This window comes from Streptomyces sp. NPDC026672 (genome assembly GCF_040638185.1).
Lineage (GTDB): Bacteria > Actinomycetota > Actinomycetes > Streptomycetales > Streptomycetaceae > Streptomyces.
This window is the reverse complement of record NZ_JBEZXS010000004.1, coordinates 241107-259170: the sequence shown is the minus strand read 5'-3', so window position 1 is coordinate 259170 and position 18064 is coordinate 241107. Positions and strand designations below refer to the sequence as shown.

General features: G+C 66.0%; 23 protein-coding genes. 5 read left to right on the top strand and 18 right to left on the bottom strand.

All coding sequences use genetic code 11. The features are described 5' to 3' along the window. Positions 1-91: 91 nt before the first annotated feature. From AB0F77_RS06205 to AB0F77_RS06125, 17 genes are all read right to left on the bottom strand, one after another. The gene (locus AB0F77_RS06205; protein WP_361942270.1) at positions 92-961 is read right to left on the bottom strand and encodes a hypothetical protein; all 870 of its coding nucleotides are present in this window, start codon (positions 959-961) and stop codon (positions 92-94) included. Between the two features lie 8 nt (positions 962-969). Continuing rightward, entirely contained in the window at positions 970-1851 is an 882-nt protein-coding gene (locus AB0F77_RS06200) for a hypothetical protein (protein ID WP_361942267.1), read from the bottom strand. 121 nt (positions 1852-1972) lie between these two features. Continuing rightward, complete coding sequence (locus AB0F77_RS06195) at positions 1973-3004, bottom strand: DUF932 domain-containing protein (RefSeq protein ID WP_361942264.1); 1032 nt, start codon at positions 3002-3004, stop codon at positions 1973-1975. A 136-nt stretch (positions 3005-3140) separates the two neighbouring features. After that, entirely contained in the window at positions 3141-3728 is a 588-nt protein-coding gene (locus AB0F77_RS06190) for a hypothetical protein (RefSeq protein WP_361942261.1), read from the bottom strand. Positions 3729-3791: 63 nt separating this feature from the next. Then, on the bottom strand, positions 3792-4247 hold the full coding sequence (locus tag AB0F77_RS06185; RefSeq protein WP_361942258.1) for a hypothetical protein: 456 nt from the start codon (positions 4245-4247) through the stop codon (positions 3792-3794). Between the two features lies 1 nt (position 4248). Further along, positions 4249-4773: a hypothetical protein gene (locus AB0F77_RS06180; RefSeq protein WP_361942255.1), complete on the bottom strand. Its 525-nt coding sequence runs from the start codon at positions 4771-4773 to the stop codon at positions 4249-4251. 45 nt (positions 4774-4818) lie between these two features. After that, entirely contained in the window at positions 4819-5586 is a 768-nt protein-coding gene (locus AB0F77_RS06175; protein ID WP_361942252.1) for a hypothetical protein, read from the bottom strand. Between the two features lie 83 nt (positions 5587-5669). Further along, positions 5670-6416, bottom strand: a complete 747-nt coding sequence (locus AB0F77_RS06170) for a hypothetical protein (RefSeq protein WP_361942249.1) — start codon at positions 6414-6416, stop codon at positions 5670-5672. Between the two features lie 2 nt (positions 6417-6418). Further along, positions 6419-6886, bottom strand: coding sequence for a hypothetical protein (locus tag AB0F77_RS06165; protein WP_361942246.1), 468 nt, complete (start codon positions 6884-6886; stop codon positions 6419-6421). A 103-nt stretch (positions 6887-6989) separates the two neighbouring features. Then, a complete protein-coding gene (locus tag AB0F77_RS06160; RefSeq protein WP_361942243.1) occupies positions 6990-7271 on the bottom strand; it encodes a hypothetical protein in 282 nt (93 codons plus the stop codon). Between the two features lie 146 nt (positions 7272-7417). Beyond that, positions 7418-7711, bottom strand: a complete 294-nt coding sequence (locus AB0F77_RS06155) for a hypothetical protein (protein WP_361942240.1) — start codon at positions 7709-7711, stop codon at positions 7418-7420. Positions 7712-7781: 70 nt separating this feature from the next. Further along, positions 7782-8174: a hypothetical protein gene (locus AB0F77_RS06150; protein WP_361942237.1), complete on the bottom strand. Its 393-nt coding sequence runs from the start codon at positions 8172-8174 to the stop codon at positions 7782-7784. 295 nt (positions 8175-8469) lie between these two features. Next, complete coding sequence (locus AB0F77_RS06145) at positions 8470-8643, bottom strand: hypothetical protein (RefSeq protein ID WP_361942234.1); 174 nt, start codon at positions 8641-8643, stop codon at positions 8470-8472. Continuing rightward, complete coding sequence (locus AB0F77_RS06140; RefSeq protein ID WP_361942231.1) at positions 8640-8855, bottom strand: hypothetical protein; 216 nt, start codon at positions 8853-8855, stop codon at positions 8640-8642. The genes AB0F77_RS06145 and AB0F77_RS06140 overlap by 4 nt, the downstream gene beginning before the upstream one ends. A 133-nt stretch (positions 8856-8988) precedes the next feature. Then, positions 8989-9468: a hypothetical protein gene (locus tag AB0F77_RS06135; RefSeq protein WP_361942228.1), complete on the bottom strand. Its 480-nt coding sequence runs from the start codon at positions 9466-9468 to the stop codon at positions 8989-8991. A 2-nt stretch (positions 9469-9470) separates the two neighbouring features. After that, positions 9471-10115, bottom strand: a complete 645-nt coding sequence (locus AB0F77_RS06130) for a hypothetical protein (RefSeq protein WP_361942225.1) — start codon at positions 10113-10115, stop codon at positions 9471-9473. Positions 10116-12341: 2226 nt separating this feature from the next. Beyond that, positions 12342-12737, bottom strand: a complete 396-nt coding sequence (locus tag AB0F77_RS06125) for a hypothetical protein (protein ID WP_361942222.1) — start codon at positions 12735-12737, stop codon at positions 12342-12344. A 183-nt stretch (positions 12738-12920) separates the two neighbouring features. Here AB0F77_RS06125 and AB0F77_RS06120 point away from each other — a divergent pair, with 183 nt between their 5' ends. Then, the gene (locus tag AB0F77_RS06120; RefSeq protein ID WP_361942219.1) at positions 12921-13976 is read left to right on the top strand and encodes an endonuclease/exonuclease/phosphatase family protein; all 1056 of its coding nucleotides are present in this window, start codon (positions 12921-12923) and stop codon (positions 13974-13976) included. A gap of 4 nt (positions 13977-13980) precedes the next feature. Next, the gene (locus tag AB0F77_RS06115; RefSeq protein WP_361942216.1) at positions 13981-14172 is read left to right on the top strand and encodes a hypothetical protein; all 192 of its coding nucleotides are present in this window, start codon (positions 13981-13983) and stop codon (positions 14170-14172) included. Positions 14173-14687: 515 nt separating this feature from the next. Here AB0F77_RS06115 and AB0F77_RS06110 read toward each other — a convergent pair. Continuing rightward, positions 14688-15425, bottom strand: a complete 738-nt coding sequence (locus AB0F77_RS06110; RefSeq protein ID WP_361942214.1) for a hypothetical protein — start codon at positions 15423-15425, stop codon at positions 14688-14690. 216 nt (positions 15426-15641) lie between these two features. Here AB0F77_RS06110 and AB0F77_RS06105 point away from each other — a divergent pair, with 216 nt between their 5' ends. The 3 genes from AB0F77_RS06105 to AB0F77_RS06095 all read left to right on the top strand — a co-directional run bounded on the left by AB0F77_RS06105 (position 15642) and on the right by AB0F77_RS06095 (position 17780). After that, complete coding sequence (locus tag AB0F77_RS06105; RefSeq protein WP_361942211.1) at positions 15642-16028, top strand: STAS domain-containing protein; 387 nt, start codon at positions 15642-15644, stop codon at positions 16026-16028. Positions 16029-16408: 380 nt separating this feature from the next. Then, complete coding sequence (locus AB0F77_RS06100; RefSeq protein WP_361942208.1) at positions 16409-16723, top strand: hypothetical protein; 315 nt, start codon at positions 16409-16411, stop codon at positions 16721-16723. Between the two features lie 130 nt (positions 16724-16853). Beyond that, positions 16854-17780 carry a fibronectin type III domain-containing protein gene (locus AB0F77_RS06095; RefSeq protein WP_361942206.1) on the top strand — a complete coding sequence of 309 codons (927 nt, stop codon included), beginning with the start codon at positions 16854-16856 and terminating at the stop codon, positions 17778-17780. Positions 17781-18064: the final 284 nt, after the last annotated feature.

Genomic DNA, 18064 nt, shown 5'->3' with positions numbered 1-18064 from the left:
GGCGCTGTGCGGGTCCCTTCCTGTATTTGGGCATAGAAAAAGACCCACCAGGATTGGCGAGTCTCGATAGCGACCGTCTTCCTCCCTCTGCTCAGGCCGCGTAGGCGGACAGGACAGTGAGCGCCTGGGCGACGGTGGCGCCCCGCAGCCACACCGCCGCCCACGACCGGTGCCGCATCCCCCCGTCCGTCCGGGTCACCTCCAGGCCGTGGCGGATGGTGAGGACGCCGCTGTCGTCCTTCAGGTCGGTGTACCGGGGCACGTCACTGACGACGTGTTGCGCGGTCAGCCCCGGGAACGTGGCGGCGACCTCGTCGCGTACCTCCTCCGGCAGACTCTTGACGTCCCGCACGGGGTGACCGAGCCCCGGCCGGATGCCCTCCGTGATCCGCGCCGCCTCCCGGATGGACAGGTGCGGGATACGGATCTCCACGCGAGTGTCGTCGCCCCCCGTGGAAGTGATGATCACGCCGAGCGGACGCCGCTCCCCTTCCGCGTACTCCGCGGTCTTGGCGTTGAGCAACTCCGGCCGGTACTCGATGGTGGTCTGCCGGCTGCTGCCCTGGGCGATGGCGCTGACTCCGGCGTCCCGCAGGGGAAGGGAGAGCACACGCAGGCCGGCCACCGCGTTCTCGCGCCCGAAGTGCGGCAGGATCTCGGTGCGGATGGCGTCGACCGTCCGCCGGACCGTGACTGCGCGGTCATCGGCGGTTTCGACTACGGCGGTGACGTCCGCCAGCGGTTTGCGCTTGTCGGTGCTGGTCGACACGTGGGCGGTGAGGATGACCTGGTCGGTGCCGTCGTCCAGGCAGATACGGAAGCCGATGGGGTGCACGACGATCGCGGAACTCAGGATCGCCTCAACTCGCCACTCTGGACCGAGAGTTGCTGCTGTGTCCTGCGCGATCAGGCGGAGGGGCTCCGCGACGAGACGCATGTCGGTGTACATCGAATCGGACATGGCGGTTCCTACTCGTAGATGCGGGTCTGGAAGGTGAGGTCGGCGATGGCGCCGAAGGTGTCGCACACGGCGTCGGTCACGACGCGCAGACGCCATTCCCGTGTGCCGGTGCCGTCCAGCTCGACGCGGAGCACCGCGATGATCGCGCCCTCGGGAGCGTGGAGAACGACGTCCTCACGGCCCGGGGTGTAGGTGGCGAAGTACGTGTTCTCGTACCTGTTCAGCAGGTCGTGGAAGTGGAAAACGACCTGCTTGTAGTTCACGCGGTATTCCGGGTTGATCTCGTCCGGCCAGGGTCGGCCCCGGTTCTCCAACTTCTCGGCCCAGACGTACGGCATGCTCGGGGAGTGCAGGAGGACGTACTCCCGGTCGCGGAACGTGAAGGAGGCGACGGCCAGGCGATCGTCCGTGATCTTGCGCCAGTCTCCGATACCCATGCCGACTTCGTGAGTGACGTACTTCCACCAGCGGGCGGCCAACTCGTTCCGTGAGGCATCCGAGCTGACGTCGGCCTGCGGCAACTCGCGGCTGTTCACGGACTCCGGGCGAGCCGGGCAACCGTGCAGCTTCGAGAGCTTGAACTGCTCGACGCTTCCGGTGCGCCCGCAGTCGTGGCACTGCGACTCGTGCTCGGGGTGGTCGACCAGCCGGTGCCCCTTCACGATGTCCTTGAAGGCGGGCACCGGGCTGAAGATGTGCAGGGGAACGATCCGGGCCTTGTAGAACGGACGCCGCTTGTAGGCGTCCCCGCACGGCTCGCACACGGGGTCCGTGTGCTGGGTCCGGGCGCCCTGCTCTCCGTCGATGTCGGGCGTCGAGTAGATCATCAGGTGTGTTGCGGTACCCGTGCACGTGCCGTCGTCGCGGCTCTGCAAGGTGGAACAGCGCATGCCCAATAGCCCCTCTCAGGGTGGGTGGGAGTTACGGAATGCCGGTTGAATCGGCTGAGCGTTCGTGGCGCCGGGGCGCCTCCCCCGTCGGAAGGCCGCCCCGCACCATGAGCACTCAGACTCAGACGGCGGCGAGCAGGCTCAGCGTGGTGTCGTCGGCCGACTCCCACTTGCCGGTCAGGGTGTAGCCCATGTTCCGCTCGGCGCGGTTGTCGCCGCGCATCCCGGACTCGTGCTGCTGCCAGGTGTTCACGGCCTGGTAGGCGCCGAACTTGGTGCCTCGCCACGGGGCCACTCGCTCGTCGTTGCGCCACAGGTCCAGGTACTCACCCTGCTTGCGCAGGGCGTTGCGCGCGGTCGTCCTGCTGTCGCCCTGCTCGATGGGCGCGAGCTGCTCCCGCACCAGCCGCTCGAACTCGCGGTCGGTCATCTGCTGGGCGCACAGCTCGGCCACCGCCGCGCTGAACTCGTCGCCGACCGAGTGGACGATGGCGAGTGCCTTGCGCGCGTCGGTGATGCGCCTGAGCGAGTTGGAGCTGTGCTTGACCTTGAACTGCTGGCCGTCCTCGTTCAGGCCCGCGTTCATGGTGTTGTCGCACACCACGTTGGTCACGATGCGCTTGTAGGTCGTGCTCAGGCTGCCGTCGAACGAGGTCGCCGCGATCAGGTTCGGCCGGAACTCCACGCCCTCCGGCGTCTTGATCGTCTCCGGGACCTCGACCGACACCCACGCCTGGGCACCGCCCCGCAGCAGACCGGCCGACCCGATGGCCAGCTCGTCGTCCAGGATCGTGGCCACGTTGTCCAACAGCCACTGCTTGGGCTGGTGCGGCTGATAGCCGTCCTTGAAGATGCCCATGACCAGGCTGGTGTCGCTGCGCACGATGGCCTTGCGGCCCGGGATGGCGACCTGCTTCTTCTCCGGCTCGACCAGGCCCGCGGCGATCAGCTCGCGGTTGCCGGTCTCCAGCTCGACGAACAGCGGGCGCTCCTCGGCCGTCCAGGAGAACAGCCGGCGCTCCACCTCCTCGATCGGGACCGCGCCGGAGAAGTGGTTGTCACTGCCGGCCCGGTGGTGCCACGCCTTGCCTCGCTTGTCGGTGAATCCGATCAGCGTGTTCTCGTTCAGCCACTTCAGCGTTTCCCTGCTCATGGGATGAAATCCTTTCAGGCGTGAAAAATGCGGCCCACCGCCGAATGGGCCGCAATAAATGGGCATGAAAAAAAGCGACCCGCGATTGCGAGCCGCTCGGCGTTACTGCTGCGCCCTTGTGGCGCTCGGTATCTCGTTACCGGTTCTTCGGTCGGAAGCCGACCCCGGCAAGTCGTTCGGTGTGCGCGACCCAGGTGATTGCCTGGACGACGCTGGGGATCTCTTCCAGGCGTAGAGCTGCCTCGCGGTAGCAGTGCGCCAGGAGGGCGTACCGCTGCTTCGATTCCAGGCCGCGGTCGCCGTTGCCGAAGATCTCGTTGACGGCGATGTCGTGGGCGTGGCGGTCGATCACGACCGGGTCCGGGTCCTCGGGGTCGAGGATGCAGCGGAAGAAATGGCCGGTCTTCGCGGACATCGGGAGCACGTCTTCCGGGTCATCACCCATGATGATCCGTTCGACCTTGCGGATGTTGTCCCGGGTGTGTCCGGAGGGGCCGTCGGTGTAGGCGCCGCGCGCCAGACGCTCATTCTCTTTCCAGGACTTGTTGGCCGACAGGGCGGCGATCACGCCCGCGCCTTCCCGCACGTTGCCATCCGAGATCAGGTTCGCCAGGTCGTGGGCCGTCCGGTACCACGCCCGGCCCCGCTGCTTCTGGGCCTCGGCCGCGTGACCGAACGCCTCGATGATGTTCTGGACGTATCCCTCGCGCGTTTCCTCGTCCACCTTGAACGGGATCACCTTCCGACTCGGCTTCGTGCCCTCTGTTGGCACAGCCTAGTCACCCCCTCATTCGTTGCTGTGGCACTTCGCGCCGATGAATCCGGCACGGTGCGTCGTCAGGCCGCACCGTCGGCAGGCGTAGGCGAACGCCTTTCCCTCGTCGAAGTAGTCGACGACTTCCCGGGTGTTGATCAGCCGGTGCTCGTTGAAGCAGAGCAGCCCGTCTTCACGCCGCTCGTACTCGTCCGGTCGCGGCATGCGCACCGCCGGATCGAACGACTGCCAGAACTCGAAGTCGGCCAGCCACGCCTCGTAGGTGCCCGGGTCCCGCTCTTGCAGCTCGGCCGCCAGGCGCTCGAAGTCGGGCTTGCGCTCGGCCGCCTCAGCCTCGGTGATCGGCCGCAGGAATTCACCGTGCGGGCCTTTACCTTGCGGCCCGTAGTCCTTCCTGAGCGCACCCGGTGTCGAGTCGTACGCCGCGTGCTGAAGGTTCAGCATCACGACCTGCAATGACTTGCGCATGTCAGCCCACCACTTCCCAGCGCTCGTAGACCGTCTCGGACAGGACGCCCGTGCGCTGGAGGTGCTTGGCCAACGAAACGGCCGCATCCCGGAGCCCGGCTGCGGACCGGTCCAGTCCCGGCACGTCCTGGTCGTCGACTGCGGCCCCGAGGTCTTCGGAGGTCTTCTTGATCTGCTGCACGAGAGTGGTGGCGTACTCCCGGCTCGCGGGCACGACAGCCTTCGAGCCTTCCTTGTCGACCGTCAGGCCGAACGACTCGGCGATGCGCCAGGCGTAGTTGCGGCGGGCGTCGTTCCCGTTGCTCCAGTACACGCCGAGCGAAGCGTTGTGGACCCCGACCGCGAACGGCTCCGAGGCCGTCGCGTGGTGGGCCAGGACCAGGACCTGACCGTCCGGCATCAGGAACGACTCCAGGACGCGGTATGCGCCGTAGTGCCGCACGACCTCGTACTCCTCGGTCGTGATGTTGTAGTACTCGTTCGCCGCGGCCTTACGGACCGTGGGGTCGATCAGTGCGTACTTCACGCACCCTCCTTACTGTCCGACTGATCAGTTTGTGCGGGCGGATGGTCAGCAAGTCACACCCTTGTTGGGGTGCCTGCGGCCGTGGAGGCGGATCGCTTGCGCGCGGTCGGCGCCGAACACCCAGGCGTCCTCGCCGAACTCGTCGATGGACCGGCACGCCCAGCCGGAGTAGGCGAACCCGGCCATGTGCGCCGACATGACGACCTGGTCGGCGTAGTCGCCCGCGTACACCAGGAAGCCGCCGCCCTCCCGCTTGCGGAACTTCTCCCCGAGCCCGCCGCGGTCGCGGCCCGCGTTCGGCTTCCGCGGCCCGATCTCCTTGGACACGGTGTTCACCCGCAGCGTGCGCAGGGCGTTGCCCTCGACCGCGTCGAGCTGGCGCATCTTGACCACGCCCTCGCACGCGCCCTCGTCGTCCTTCGGGATCTCCACCACCTCGTGGAGTCGGCCGGCACCGTCGGGCCGGTACCCGATCCACGCGACGTGGTCCCCGACTTCCAGGCCCGATGCGGCGGTCAGCTCGTCCTTGGCCGCGCGCACGATCTCGTACGTGCGCTGCTCCGGGATGGCCCACGGACTGGTCCAGATGCCCGCCAGGCCCGGAACGGCGACGTGGTTGAGCGAGTCGCCCAGGACCCGGATCGTGCCGTCCTCGTCCGTCGTGATGACCTGCACCGTGTACCGGACCAGCGTGCCCGCGCGGATTTCTGCTGCATCCTTGTCGTCGAAGTCCTCGACCGTGTACCAGCCCGGGTTGGGCGTGGTCTCGTCGGGGTCTGTCTGCTCCACGAGCCTGATTTCCATAGCGCTCATACGCCGCTCCTGTTTCTCGAACGAATAACGCAAGTGCCCGGCCCGAGACTTTCACCCGCCGAATCATGGACCGGGCGGGCTTTTCACTCGATGCCGAAGATGGTCACGCCGTCGATTTCCTGCGGTGGCTTGCCCTCGCGCATCAGGCAGCCGGGGCAGGTGAGCCGGTCCAACGAGTGGATCGTGATGTAGCTGCTGTGTCCCTGCTCCCGCAGACTCACCCCGCCGGTCGTCTCCAGCAGCAGACCGCACATCGTGGACTGCCACGTCCGGCGGTCCTCGTAGTGCATCCCGTTGTCGAAACCGGTCGCGGACATGGAGTGCTTGGCGTCCTCCGGCATGTCCCAAACCGCGAGTCGCTTCGAGCCGTTGGCCAGCTCGCACGCACACAGGTTGGAGATGAAGCAGACGACGTCCTTGTGCATCCGCATGTAGATCCGGAAGTGCCGGGAGTTCTTGCAGATCGGGTTGTACGGGAGGTTCGGCTGCTCACCGTCCAGCACGAATTCCGCGTGCCACTTGTCCCGGTAGTTCACGGAGCGCGGATCGAAGAGCGACACCCGCTGTCCCGGCTTGATCCGTTGAAGGAACTCGGTCGCGAGGTCGAGGGCGCGGGCGTCGTCGACCTTCTTCTTCGCTGCCTCCAGGTCGGCCGCGCATCCCAGCCAGCGCTCGACTACGGACTCTCCGACGAAGCACGAGTAGTTGCGCGTCATGTCGCTGTACAGAACGCGCCCGATCACCGCGCGGCCCTGCTTCAGCAGCGCGCCGGGGGTGTGCGGGTCGGTGTTCCTCACCCATCGGGGGCGGGACGGGGATTTCTTGGCCATCGTCAGCCCTCCTGCTGCTCGGTCTGGGTGGCGAAGGGGCGCCACTGCCCGGCCTTGAGCGCCCCGTTGTGCTGGTCGAACTCGACCCAGCCGCCCGTGCCGGCCACCAGGAAGCCCTTGTGCCGGACCACGCCGGCCTCGATGTCAACCAGGCGCCGGATGCCGAGCACGGTGCCGAACCACTCCCGCTTCGCCACGTCCTCCAGGAACGCGGCCTCGTCGGGCTGGGGCAGGGCGGCCTCCAGGTGCTCGTTGAACGCCTTGAACACCGCGGACATCGACTCCAGCGGCTCGGACTCCCACTGCTCGCAGCCGCATTCGGCCTTGTAGCCCTCGTAGGAGGGCAGGCGGAAGAACTCGTGGACCCCGTCCTCGCTGCTGGCGGCGCCCATGTTCTGCTCGTGTCGCAGCGCCTGGGAGACCTGCATGCCGGGGGTTCGGTCGTCCAGGCCCAGCTCCGGAATTCGCATCTCTTTCCTTCCTTGAATTACGGCTGACAGTCGGCAGCCCGGGGCGCGGCGTTGCTGCTGCGTCCTGGACTGCCGTTAGCTCAGTCAATGGAACGAGGGGCATTTATTGCCGTATCTCGCCGATGTAGTGAATCGAGTAAGGCGCCCCATAGGAGACGGCTTCCAGAGCGAAGAGACGGGCGGCGGCTATCGCACTGTCCTCGCTCGCGCCCCAGACAACGTGACGCAGCTCATCGGGAAGGACGACGTCACAGTCAACCGTGACGTCGGTTTCAGCCGACTTTTCCCCGCACTTTTTATGGGCGTGGTCGGCGGTAACGCTGACTTCGTGCACGCCTTCCGCTTCCGGCGCCCACTGGACATAGGCCCAATGCACTATGTGCATCCCTTCCCACCTCGGCCGAACTCCCTGGGCCGTTTGGATGACATCCCTACAGTTCATTTGGGCAGCGAAAAGGGAGCCGACCGGTGCAACACGCACGCGCCGAGGCTCCCTTTCCACTCGCCTGGTTCAGTTGTCCTACCGGCCAATCACTTGCCGCCGGATTCATCCGCGGGCGGCTCCCAGTCTTCGGCCGCGAGCCGCTCCCAGATCGGGCCCCACACCTCCAGGGTCTTGGCCTCACACTGGGACTTCTTCAGCACCCAGTCCCCATGCACCGGTCGATCCATCACGTCGCCGTGCTGCATGCGGAAGTCGGCCCGCTGCTTGTACGCGCTGTTCGGCGTCTCCCGCACCGCCAGAACCACCGCAGGGCCGAGTACCGTTCCGCTCGCCCCGCCGTTGTAGGTCAGACCGAGACGCTCACCAACCTTGACGCGCATTGCGCCCCCTTCGAGACATGGAAAAGGCGCCACCTGAATTGGCGGCGCCGTTGCTGTGGTGTCCGGGCCCCTACGGCTGCGAGCCCGCCCACATCGGGATCGGGAAAGGCGCGAGGTGCTCGACGTGGAAGCAGCGCCACTGCCCCTCCGGCCCCTCGACCGGGGCGCGTCCGTAGAGGCCCTCTTCGGTCCTCCGGTCGGCACAGTCGATGGGGTGGCCGCAATCGGGCAGCACCCACTCCTCCGGCGACTCCCAGAAGATGAACCGCACGCGTCCGTCGATGAACAGCGCATCGACCCGCAGCGAGTTACCGGCCCGCGTCAGCAGCGCCTCACCGGTCGTTCCCGTGGTGAAGGTCTGCCACGCCTCGCCAGAGTTGCGCTGCATCAGGTGCCGGGCACCGTCGGAGGTCTCCGACGTTTCGAATTTCCCGGCCCCGTCGTGGGCCAGCCAAATGGGCATGCCGATAGTCCTTTCGAGCAGGGATCGATGAACGCGCACAGCCACGGCCGGCCTCGATGCCCCCTGACACCAAGCCCGACCGAAGCCATTTACGCGCCCTGGATCTCGTTCGGGAAACAACCGGGGCGGGTGAGGGGCAGACCCGCATTTCTGCCGTTGCCCCAGAACGTGGGGGAGAGAAGGTTGGGGGGCGTAGTGGTGTGGGTCAGGTGTCCGTCCGTGTCGTGGTGCCGAATGTGTACGTGCGTGACCGGCCGCCGCGCCGCCGCCGTGCAGTTCTTGATTTCCGTGTCGCTCACGCGGTCACCCTTCGGTCGATCATCTGAATGGACAGCTTGGCCGTGCGCGTGAAATCGGCGCGCTTACGGCCTCGCTTGGTCTTGCCGTACAGCGGGCAAAACAGGTTCAGTCGCGGCCGTTCCTGCCCGGGGATTCGGACGGCGAGCGAAACGGTGGGGCACTGGTTCATGCTCCGACCGCCTTGAGAACCGGCGCGGGCTCCTCCTCGCGCACGTGGATCATCGCGAAGTCGTAACCACCCGACTCCGGGCCGATCGCCGTGCACAACTGCCGGGCCAACCGGTCGAGTTCCTCCGGATCGGTCGTCGTGATGTTGAAGAATCCGACCGTGGTGCCGGGCGCGCAGTCGAAGACCTCGACCGTGTAGATCAGTCGCGTCACCGGAATGACTCCCTTCAGGCATGAGAAAGGCCGCACACCAAAATGGGTGCGGCCTGTTGCGGTTGCGTCCCGTCAGCCGATCGTGTTGTCGGCACTGGTGGCTGCGTTGCCGGTTTCCTTTCGGTATTCCTGTTCAGGCACCCGTCGAGTAGCGGACCGACGCGCCGTGCTTGCGCGCGTACACGTTCACCGTCAGGTCGTCCCGATCGAGAATGCCGACGCAGAACCAGTCCGCGGAAAGGTCGCCGTCCGCCAGGTGCCTACGCGTCACGGCCTTGATCTCCGACGGGAGGTCAGCGGCTTTGATGGGCCGGTACGCCGGTGCGGCCTTGACGGGCTCCGGCGCGGTCGACGTGGCCGGACGCGTCGCCCTGCGCCGCTTGGGCTCGGCCTTGAAGGTGACCGGCACGTCCGCGCGGCGCACGGGCTCACCGACGATGCCGGGGTTGGTGCGGCGCAGCTCAGCCGCGACGCGCGCCTTGTGCTGCCGCGCGGCCCGCCCGCGCTTGGCCCCCAGGTTGCGCCGTTCCAGCGCGGCCAGTCCGGCGCGCATGCGCCCGGAGTTGGCGACGTCGATTGCGGCAATGGTGCTGTAGGTGAGCGGCGGCGTCATGGTCAGACTCCCTTGTACGTGGCGGCCTTACGGAACTTGCGGATATCGTCGCGAGCGGCCCTTGCGGCGGCGTCGTCGTTGCGCGCTTTTGCGTCGCGCTCGCGACCAATTGCCAGGCGCAGGTTTTCGCGTGCGTCCTCACGTGCCACGCGTGCGCTTTCCTGTTGCGCGTTGTCGCGCGCCTGAACATTTACGAGAGTCTGAGCAGCCGCGCGCAATTCGACTTGCGCGCGAATTTCGGGCGTCATGCGCCTACCGGCGGTCATGCCGACGCGCGAGTTATAGACGATCTTTTCGGCACCCTTGGAACGCGTCGCAGCGGCAGCGCGCGTCTTACGGCGTCCATCCTTAGCTTTCGGGCGCAGCTTTTCACCGGCGCTCTTACGCAAACCCGTAGGCACACTGGGGGTACCGGTCGACGGGCGCACTTCACCCCGGGAACGGGTCGTGATGAGCTTGACGTCTGCTTTCGGGGGGTCGTACGACGACCGGCCAGGAATCGGGCGACGCTCCGGCGGAGTGGCGGGAGTCTGCAAATGCGCGCGTGCGCTTTCCTGGTACTGCTCACGCGCGAAATGGTCGGCGTAAATCTGTGCGGGCGTAGGGTCATCGATCGAGAGACCAGCGAACAACGGCTTACCAGCCATGGAAAACCCCTTAGTGGTGCGAGGCGAATAGGGAAAATTGGCGCCTACGGCAGATCTGACGAGATGCTGACAGGAAGGGGGAGAAATCCCGGGGGACACTCCCCCTTCCCGTAGGCAAAAGACACCGTTCCCGCTAAGCGGTACTAGGCGGATGGGTAGCGCGTGTTTCTCAGGCACACGTCACCCCTTGTGCTTTTTCGCCAAAGCCAATCCGTCGCCAGACTTTTTGTCGTGCAAGCCAGGATCATTCGGTATCGGGCAAGTGATAAAGGACCCCGGGAATTCACCCTTTGCAGTCCACCACCTAGCGACGTACCCGCGCCCCTACCTTGGACAAGGGCATACGTGTTCGGTGTCCGCTTTCCCGCTTGACGTCACTCACGTAACGCGCACGGATTAGCTGTCAATATTCGCCAGACAGGCAACCGGCCCTCACGGGTACGGCGCATTGCCAGGCGCACACGTGTTTCACAGCACGTGCACCACTCGCACCCGCCGGGACATGCGGGGGGAGCCGCCGAAAAGCGCGCAGCTCTACCTAGGTCCATGCACTCGCCCGGCGTGCCCGGGGGTGCTATCGCGTGGTCGTCGTTGCCCGCGTGTGTCCCCGCCGCCCCCTCCGGCCGCTCCCCCCTTGCGGGGTTCGCGTCCCTCGGTGGCGACATGGAAGACATTAGGTGTCTCCCCCCATGGGGGGAACACCTTTCCTGTAATCATTTGTGAGCGTGGCGTGATATTGCCAGCTCAGACAGGGTTTTCGGGCTCTAAAGAATCTTGAAAAGAGGGGGGAAATCTCAGAATGTGGACGATCAAGCTGTCCAGAATGCCCGGGAAAAAGGGCACATGAAATGCCATGCCGCTTAGTTCCTTACGAATGCGGCTCTAGTGGTTCATGTCATGGCAGAAATGACGGGCTGTCAGCAACCGCCGGGGGCGGTCGGCGCCCTCGCTATGTCCGGGAATGCCCCAGAAAATCCCCACGATTGGCTAGGCGCCCGCCTGCCGCGCCCGGCACCCCCCGGGGCCCGTCGCTCCGGCCGCTCCCCACGGGGCCCGTACGCGCCCGGCCACGGTGCCGCACGGTGCCAGCATGCCGGGGCCGCTCCCCCCGGAACGGGGCCGCGCCGTGCCGCACGCGCCCGCGTGAGAGCCTGTCACGGCACGGGCGCCCGGACGTCCCCCGGGGCCGGTCGACGGCTCACACGGGCGCCCAGCGGCCCGCCCCCACAAAGAGGGCATGACGGACACGCCCTAGAAAATGCCAGGGCGCGAAAATTCGGGGGTTCTAAGGCATCTGCCCTCGATGCGACATAGAGCACACATGAGAGATAGGGGAGGATGAGCACCCTTGCCCCACTCCGTGGCTTGTGCCTGGCTCATGGCCGTGTGCGGCTCATGCGGTGCTCTGAGGTGGTAACTCACCTACGCGTGAGATATGGCTAATGCCAGGGATGCCGGGTAAGTGCCGATAAACACCAATTAGGCAGTACCTCACGCTTGCACCGCTATGGGCGCTCATGCGATATTCACGCGCGATGCGCATTATGCCGGTATTTGCTGCGCAAACCGGAATCGTTGCTCCGGTAATGTCGCCGTACGTGCCGGTAGCGTCACGGTGCGCCTACGATTACTTGGCGTAAGGGATCTTACGCCAAGTAACTTCGGGCATTGCGTGCGTTACCTGGCGTACGCGACCTATGCCGCCTTCCAGGCCAGACCCGGGGGTATCTCGTATTCACGACTAACACCCCAAGTATCGCGTACCTCGTGTTCGCCACATTGGGGTCGAATCCCCTTAAATAAGGACCCCCCACCCTTAAACGGGCGAACCGGACAATTGGGTGCCTGGGCCTTCTCGCGGAAATCGGCCCTAGATCACGAGGCAGTGTCCGTGCCGCCGACAGTGGCCGGAAGCCAATATTCCGTTTTATTGCCGACGGCCGTGGGCCCGGGGCCGAGGCGCCAGCCGCCCCCAACGAGTTCAGAAAGGGCGACCGGCAGTGGCGACCCTAGCAAAATGCGCGAAAAAATGGCGCGAGGGAAATAGGCGTAATGTCCCGGTATGGACAAAGCGACGCCTGGGCCGGCCTGCTGCCCCTGGGAGCGCTGGTACGCGTGCCTCGTGTGGGAGACATGCGGCGCGGACAACTGCCCGGGGCTCTGCATGCTGGTCCACTGCGCGTGCGAGTGCCACGCCGGCCACCGCTGCGACTGCGGGACGACGCTCTAGGTCGAGGCCGGGGTGACCGCGCTCTGCACCAACCGCAGACGGCGTTGGAATTCGGCTCGGCGGCCGGCGGCCGGCTGCTCGGGGCAGGTCTCGCGCAGCAGGGCGACGATTTCCTCGTGCTTTGCCTTGGCCTCGCCCTCGGTGGTCGGCCAGTAGTCCTCCCACACCGTGGTCCAGGCGCCGGCCCAGCAGATGCCGGTGTGCCACATGCAACCGACCTGTACGCCGTCGTCGATGCCCTCCCATTGGGTCTGCACCACGGCGTCCAGGTGCTCGGCCTTGGCCACGATGCGGTACTCGCGGTCGGCGTAGAGCCGGGTGAATTCGCCCAGAGTCAGCAGCTCGCCGTCGCGGCCCCGGTGGTGCACCTGGTCTTCGGTTGCCGTGCTCAAGTCGTCCTCCTGGCGGGGATTTTTGCGTCGCGTCGCCTGCCGGGAGCAGGCTCCGCCGGCCTCAACCTTCCCAAACCTAGCCCTCGTTGAGCGCTCAGGTCGTATCTTCTCGTCGCGTACACACTTGCGTACGCAGTTACGCACGCCGTTGCGTACGCAGCGGGTCTCGTCGAGAGGAGCAGGGTGAAGACGTATGGCGAAGCAGTGGTTCGGCTCGGGTTTTTGAACCTGGAGCATGACGGGGGCGCCAGCGAGCGGCCGGATGTGCTGCCCGGCAGGTGGACCCAGGCGCACCAAGAGATTCTGGTGCCGCGCCGGTTCGACTGGTTGGGCCGGGCGGAGATGACCTACTCCCAGACAGGACCGCTCCTTGAAGATGCAACGGAAGCGGACATGGAGGCTGCTGACGAAGCGCGAAGGGCGGCGAATGCCCGGTACGGGGCTGCTCAGCAGGTTCTGGGGATGCGGGGATGTCGCGCGCCCATGGGAGCCGGCCGGAACCCCAGCGGGCTGTTCTTCAGGGAGAGCACGTTCGAGTTCGTGTCCCGGCACGAACAGCGGCAGGTCTGGCGTACTCCGCCCGCGAACGTCGTGCTCCGGCTGCGAGGGAAGGACGTGCCGCCAACGCAGATCGTGACGGCGGCCTGGCACAACTCCTTCTGTTCGCCGAATAAGCGCGAGGAGGAGGCGGATGAGCTGTCGGCCTTGGTGGACAAGGTCCAGGCGAAGCATGGCGGCGACCCGGAGAAGCGGTGGGCAGCGTTCTGGGGATTCGGTGACTGCAACGAGTACCCCGTGCCGATCGGGGAGGTAGTGCCGCCGATCGACTGGGGGTCGGAAGAGATCACGGATCTCGTACACCGTCGGCACCGTGCCCGCAAGCAGCCGGATGGTTCGTGGACGTCGTGCACGTACCTCGACGAGCTGATGCTGGACTGCGGGATGTGGGACCCGGCCCGGTACGCCGCGCAGCAGTTCGGGCAGGTTCGGGCCCTGGACGCGACGGCCGGCCACGCCTCGGACGGCCAAGGAGGCGGTCGGCGGATCGACCGGGGTTACATGGACCCGTGGACGGTCCAGTCCGTGATCGAGGTCAACGTCATCGACACCGCGGGCGTCAGCGACCACCACGGCCTGGAGGTGATTCTGTCGCGTAGGAAGCTCGTCGAAGCTCTGGGGCGGCAGTTCGATGCTCTGGAGTCGTGGGCTGCGCTCGCTTACAGCAGGGTTGGGGCGTAGCGGCATGGCGGAGATCAAGACTGGTTCCGGGTTCATGGAGGCGAACCGTCAGATGGAGGAAGCGGCCCGCGATGGGCAGGCCGCTCGCACGGCGGGCGACACCCAGGCCGAAGGGGAAGCCGAGACCCGGTTCGCGAACGCTCAGCAGGCGTCCCGGACGTATGTCGCCGAAAACTACGGGGGCGGCCCGGCCTGAGTGCCGCTCCGTTCCGGCGTAGTGCTACCTGGCCCATCGGTCGCGGTGTGACACAACTGGCTGACGGCAATGGGCTGTTGAGAATGCTGGCGGGGGGCCGGGACGTAGCCAGTCCCGACCCCCCTGGGGAGGTTACTCGTTCCTAAAACGAGCCCTAAGAAGGGTTGTCCACCCATCAGCTCACGCCGACACATTTAAGGCTCCGAGTCGTATTGAAATCGCCGCGCCCTGCCATTGGACCACCCCGGCATGAAGCGCCAGGAGAGGGACTCGAACCCTCATCTCGATGATGTTGCTCGGGCCGGTCGATCCGGCGCTTGGTGGCGTGTTGAAACTGGAGCGAGAAATTGAGTTTTCGGGGCAGGCTTGCCTCTACCTCTGGGCTACCCCGGCGTGTGGTGCCGGGAGAAGGATTTGAACCTCCGCTGTGGCCTGCCCGTGTTCCAAATTTCAGGCGTTAGTTTCAGTTTGCGCTCCTGCGCGCCCGCCGCACGCCGGCGGCGGGGGTCTGTGGGTTACGCCGCGAACAGGTAGTTCAGCAGCGTGGCGCCAGGCCGTTGGTTCTGGGCCTCGGCTGAATTGGCCTCTTCTCGGGCGTACTTGACCGCGTCGCGGACGACCTGGAGGCGGCTGAGGAGTTCCTGCCGGCGGGTTGCCGGGAGGGCTCCGGAGAACTTGACCGTGGTCCAGGTGCCGACCGGCACGTCCTCGAAGTACACGTCGACCTGGGCCGGGTGCTTGTCGGTGGCCGGGGCCTTGACGTGGTTGCGAGGCACTTTTTTGGAGCGGAGGGTCTCCTGCGCCGCGGTGCGCCAGACGCCCGCCTGTTCGTCCCACTGCCACTGCTCGGAAGGGTCGAGGACGGGGAGTTTCTCGACGAAGGTGTGCAGCGATGTGAGCTGCTTTTCGAGGAAAAGCAGGTAGGTCACGGGGACTTGGGCGAGGAGCACCTGGTCGCCGATGCGGATGTCGGCACGGGCGGTGCAATTCGCCCAGTCCTTGGTGGCGGTCACGTCGTAGAACGGCATGAGGCCAGCGAGGGCGCGGTTGATTGCGTCATCGGCTCGGAGCTGAACTCGGGTGGATTCAGCGGGGAGTTGTTCGCCCTCTTCGTCCCGGGGGCGGTATGTGCGTGAAATGCCGGTCAGCAACGGGGGTTTCTGGACCTCGTGGTGCGCGGCGGTCAATGCGCCGTACGCCTCAGTTTTCCGGGTCTTCTCCACCGCGACGACCTGGCTCAGTCGCGTCGTCATGGGTGGGACGTTATGCATTGGCGGGCGGATAAGGCAATTCACGTGTGGGCCGTTTGGGTGAGGGGGCGACAGTTCTTTTCTCTTATTGCTGGTGGCGGTGGGGTGCGCGGTGCCGGAGCCATGCGCCGATTCGTCGATGCTGCGTACGCAGTTGCGTACGCAGGCGTAGGGTGCGGGCCGAAGGGCGCGGCGGGTGCGTCCAGGAGGGAGTGGGTGATGGATCTGCACCTTGAGACGTCGGAGCCTCGCGAGGACGTGTTGGTGATCAGCATCGAGGGCGAGGTCGACGTCTACACCGCCCCCAAGTTTCGGGAGTGCTTCCAGGAGCGGTGGCAGACCAACGGCAGTTGGGGGCACGTTGTCCTGGAGTGCTCAGAGGTGAGCTTCTTCGATTCAACGGCCATCGGGGTGTCGGTCTACATCCTCAAGTCACTGAGGCGGCGCAGCCCGCATGGTCACCTCGCCATCGTCGTATCGGCTGGCGGGAAGCTCGAACACATCATGCGGATCACAGGGCTGGACAAGGTCTACCGAGTGTTCCAGTCGATGGACTCGTGTTTGGCAGGGCTCGCACCGGTGGCGGTGGAGACGCCAGCGACGTAGCGGCATATGCCAATTCGCCGTGGTGCGTACGCAGTTGCGTGCGCAGCCCGTACCGTCGTGACCCACGGTTCATCCTCTCCGACGGACTGTCACCCGTCGGGGTGAGTGGGCTGGTTGAGTATGTGCGAGAGCGGCCCTGCGGGTACTGGCAGGCCGTGGGATCGACGGGAGACGCCGGATGAGTGCGGTAGGCCAGTTGCGGAAACTGCTCGGCGAGGTCAACCGCATGGAGGGCTACGACCCGGCGGAGCCGAAACTGCCGCTCGTCGTCCCCTACTGCAAGCGCCACCGCCGGCACTTCGAGCAGGGGATGCTCAAGCTCCTTCTCTGCCCGGGATGCATGAGCGAGATCGATTGGGATCGGATCAAGGGGACGGACGATGAGCGAGAGACAGGGGCAGGCGACGATGTCCTGGGAGGACGCGCGTCGGCTGCTGAAGGAAAAGCCGGGCGTCGTAGTGTCGAGCCTCTCGTGGGAGCAGGCAGGCAAGTGCGTCTTCCGGGCTAAGGCGTACGTGACGGTCCCGGAGGCCGCGAGGCCGACCGGTCTGGTGGAGGGCGAGCAGGAGAGCCTTCCCGCGCTCTGGTTCCGCGACCGTGAGGGGCGTGTGGCCCCGTACCTCGGGTCGGCGTTCGGTGACGAGCGTGACGACTGGGTCGAGGGCCTCTCCGTCGGAAGGCCGGACGCGGCGTAGGCTGCTTCCGGCCCGAAAGCTGGCCCCGCAGGAGTGCTGCATCCCCCGTCAGCACATCTGTGGGGCCTTTTCGTGCTCATTTTCGCGATGCGACGATTGTGGAAGTGCGTCCCGCGAAGGAGATACCGATATGGCCGCGAAGCGTTCCGCCACAACCACGACTTTGGCGGCTACGGAAAGCGTGAGTTCGCTCGCGGTGGAAGTGCCGGCGGATGTGTCGACCGAAGTCCTTTCGGATACGAGCGTTCGCGTGTCCTGGTCGAGCGCTCAAGATCCGCTGGCTTTCGTCGTGGCGTGGTCGGTCACGGGCAGTGGTTCATGGCCAGAGACGTCCGTGGCCGGGGATGCGCGCAGTCTGGTCGTGGGCGGCCTGCGGCCGGGGACGCAGTACACCTTCCGGGTCCAGGCAGAGTCGGAGTGGAGCGCGGAGGCCAGTGCGGAGACGACGGGTTCGGCGCTGGAGGCGCCGACGCTGACGGTCGCCGGCATCTTGGACCGCAACGCCACCGTCTACGTCCTCACCCCGGCCTTGGCCGGCCAGCCGCGTCTCGTCGAGGCGCAGGTGAAGGACACACGGACGGACAGCCCCTGGTACTCCGTCTCGGACGTGCCATGGAATCTGTCGGAGATGGGGCCGTACGACGGCTCGTTCGGGCTGAAGGGTCTGTCGACCGGGGCACCGTTCGCGGTCCGGGCCCGGGTGACCGCGGGTGAGGTGACGTCGGAGTGGTCTGCGGAGACGCGGTTCACCACGACGGGCACGAAGGGCTCGAAGCCTTCCGTCAGCGTGGTGGCGGACTCCGCGACGTACAGCTCGGTGAAGCTGGCGTGGGGAACCTCGGTGAAGGCCACGGTGCGGATCTACCGGTGGATCAGATCGACGTCGCCGGGGTCGCCGTTCCTGGCCCAGCAGGTGGCGTACTCCACGGATCTGTCAGGCACGTTCGAGGACACCGGCCTGTCGTCTGGTACGGACTACTGGTACACGGTCGAGTGGGCGCGAGATTCGCGGACGATTAGCGTCTCGAACCCGGCCGCGGTGCGCACGCGGGGGTAGGGGGAATCTCCATCTGCTTAGGCGATCCTTGGTGACAATTGACACCGCGGAACACTTCCTGGCGCCCCGCCGAATGGGTGACGAAGGGCCTCGGGAGACCTGCACCAGATGCTGGAGCGATGTTACCCAGCGTGGCCATATGCGCTGATGACCCGGCGTTTCAGATGGATATTGCGGGCATCTTGGACATCGCCACCGGCAGGCATATGCGCAGCGTGTAACCGGGCGGACCACAAGACCGCCGTCACCCATTAGAGTGACAGGCCCACAATTTTTCTTTTCCC

Bases quoted from the DNA above. Each gene is read 5' to 3' on its own strand.
- AB0F77_RS06160 (WP_361942243.1), bottom strand. From the start codon at position 7,271: ATGCACATAGTGCATTGGGCCTATGTCCAGTGGGCGCCGGAAGCGGAA.
- AB0F77_RS06155 (WP_361942240.1), bottom strand. From the start codon at position 7,711: ATGCGCGTCAAGGTTGGTGAGCGTCTCGGTCTGACCTACAACGGCGGG.
- AB0F77_RS06130 (WP_361942225.1), bottom strand. From the start codon at position 10,115: ATGGCTGGTAAGCCGTTGTTCGCTGGTCTCTCGATCGATGACCCTACG.
- AB0F77_RS06175 (WP_361942252.1), bottom strand. From the start codon at position 5,586: ATGAGCGCTATGGAAATCAGGCTCGTGGAGCAGACAGACCCCGACGAG.
- AB0F77_RS06195 (WP_361942264.1), bottom strand. From the start codon at position 3,004: ATGAGCAGGGAAACGCTGAAGTGGCTGAACGAGAACACGCTGATCGGA.
- AB0F77_RS06185 (WP_361942258.1), bottom strand. From the start codon at position 4,247: ATGCGCAAGTCATTGCAGGTCGTGATGCTGAACCTTCAGCACGCGGCG.
- AB0F77_RS06105 (WP_361942211.1), top strand. From the start codon at position 15,642: ATGGATCTGCACCTTGAGACGTCGGAGCCTCGCGAGGACGTGTTGGTG.
- AB0F77_RS06095 (WP_361942206.1), top strand. From the start codon at position 16,854: ATGGCCGCGAAGCGTTCCGCCACAACCACGACTTTGGCGGCTACGGAA.
- AB0F77_RS06200 (WP_361942267.1), bottom strand. From the start codon at position 1,851: ATGCGCTGTTCCACCTTGCAGAGCCGCGACGACGGCACGTGCACGGGT.
- AB0F77_RS06115 (WP_361942216.1), top strand. From the start codon at position 13,981: ATGGCGGAGATCAAGACTGGTTCCGGGTTCATGGAGGCGAACCGTCAG.
- AB0F77_RS06135 (WP_361942228.1), bottom strand. From the start codon at position 9,468: ATGACGCCGCCGCTCACCTACAGCACCATTGCCGCAATCGACGTCGCC.
- AB0F77_RS06205 (WP_361942270.1), bottom strand. From the start codon at position 961: ATGTCCGATTCGATGTACACCGACATGCGTCTCGTCGCGGAGCCCCTC.
- AB0F77_RS06145 (WP_361942234.1), bottom strand. From the start codon at position 8,643: ATGAACCAGTGCCCCACCGTTTCGCTCGCCGTCCGAATCCCCGGGCAG.
- AB0F77_RS06165 (WP_361942246.1), bottom strand. From the start codon at position 6,886: ATGCGAATTCCGGAGCTGGGCCTGGACGACCGAACCCCCGGCATGCAG.
- AB0F77_RS06170 (WP_361942249.1), bottom strand. From the start codon at position 6,416: ATGGCCAAGAAATCCCCGTCCCGCCCCCGATGGGTGAGGAACACCGAC.
- AB0F77_RS06110 (WP_361942214.1), bottom strand. From the start codon at position 15,425: ATGACGACGCGACTGAGCCAGGTCGTCGCGGTGGAGAAGACCCGGAAA.
- AB0F77_RS06100 (WP_361942208.1), top strand. From the start codon at position 16,409: ATGAGCGAGAGACAGGGGCAGGCGACGATGTCCTGGGAGGACGCGCGT.
- AB0F77_RS06150 (WP_361942237.1), bottom strand. From the start codon at position 8,174: ATGCCCATTTGGCTGGCCCACGACGGGGCCGGGAAATTCGAAACGTCG.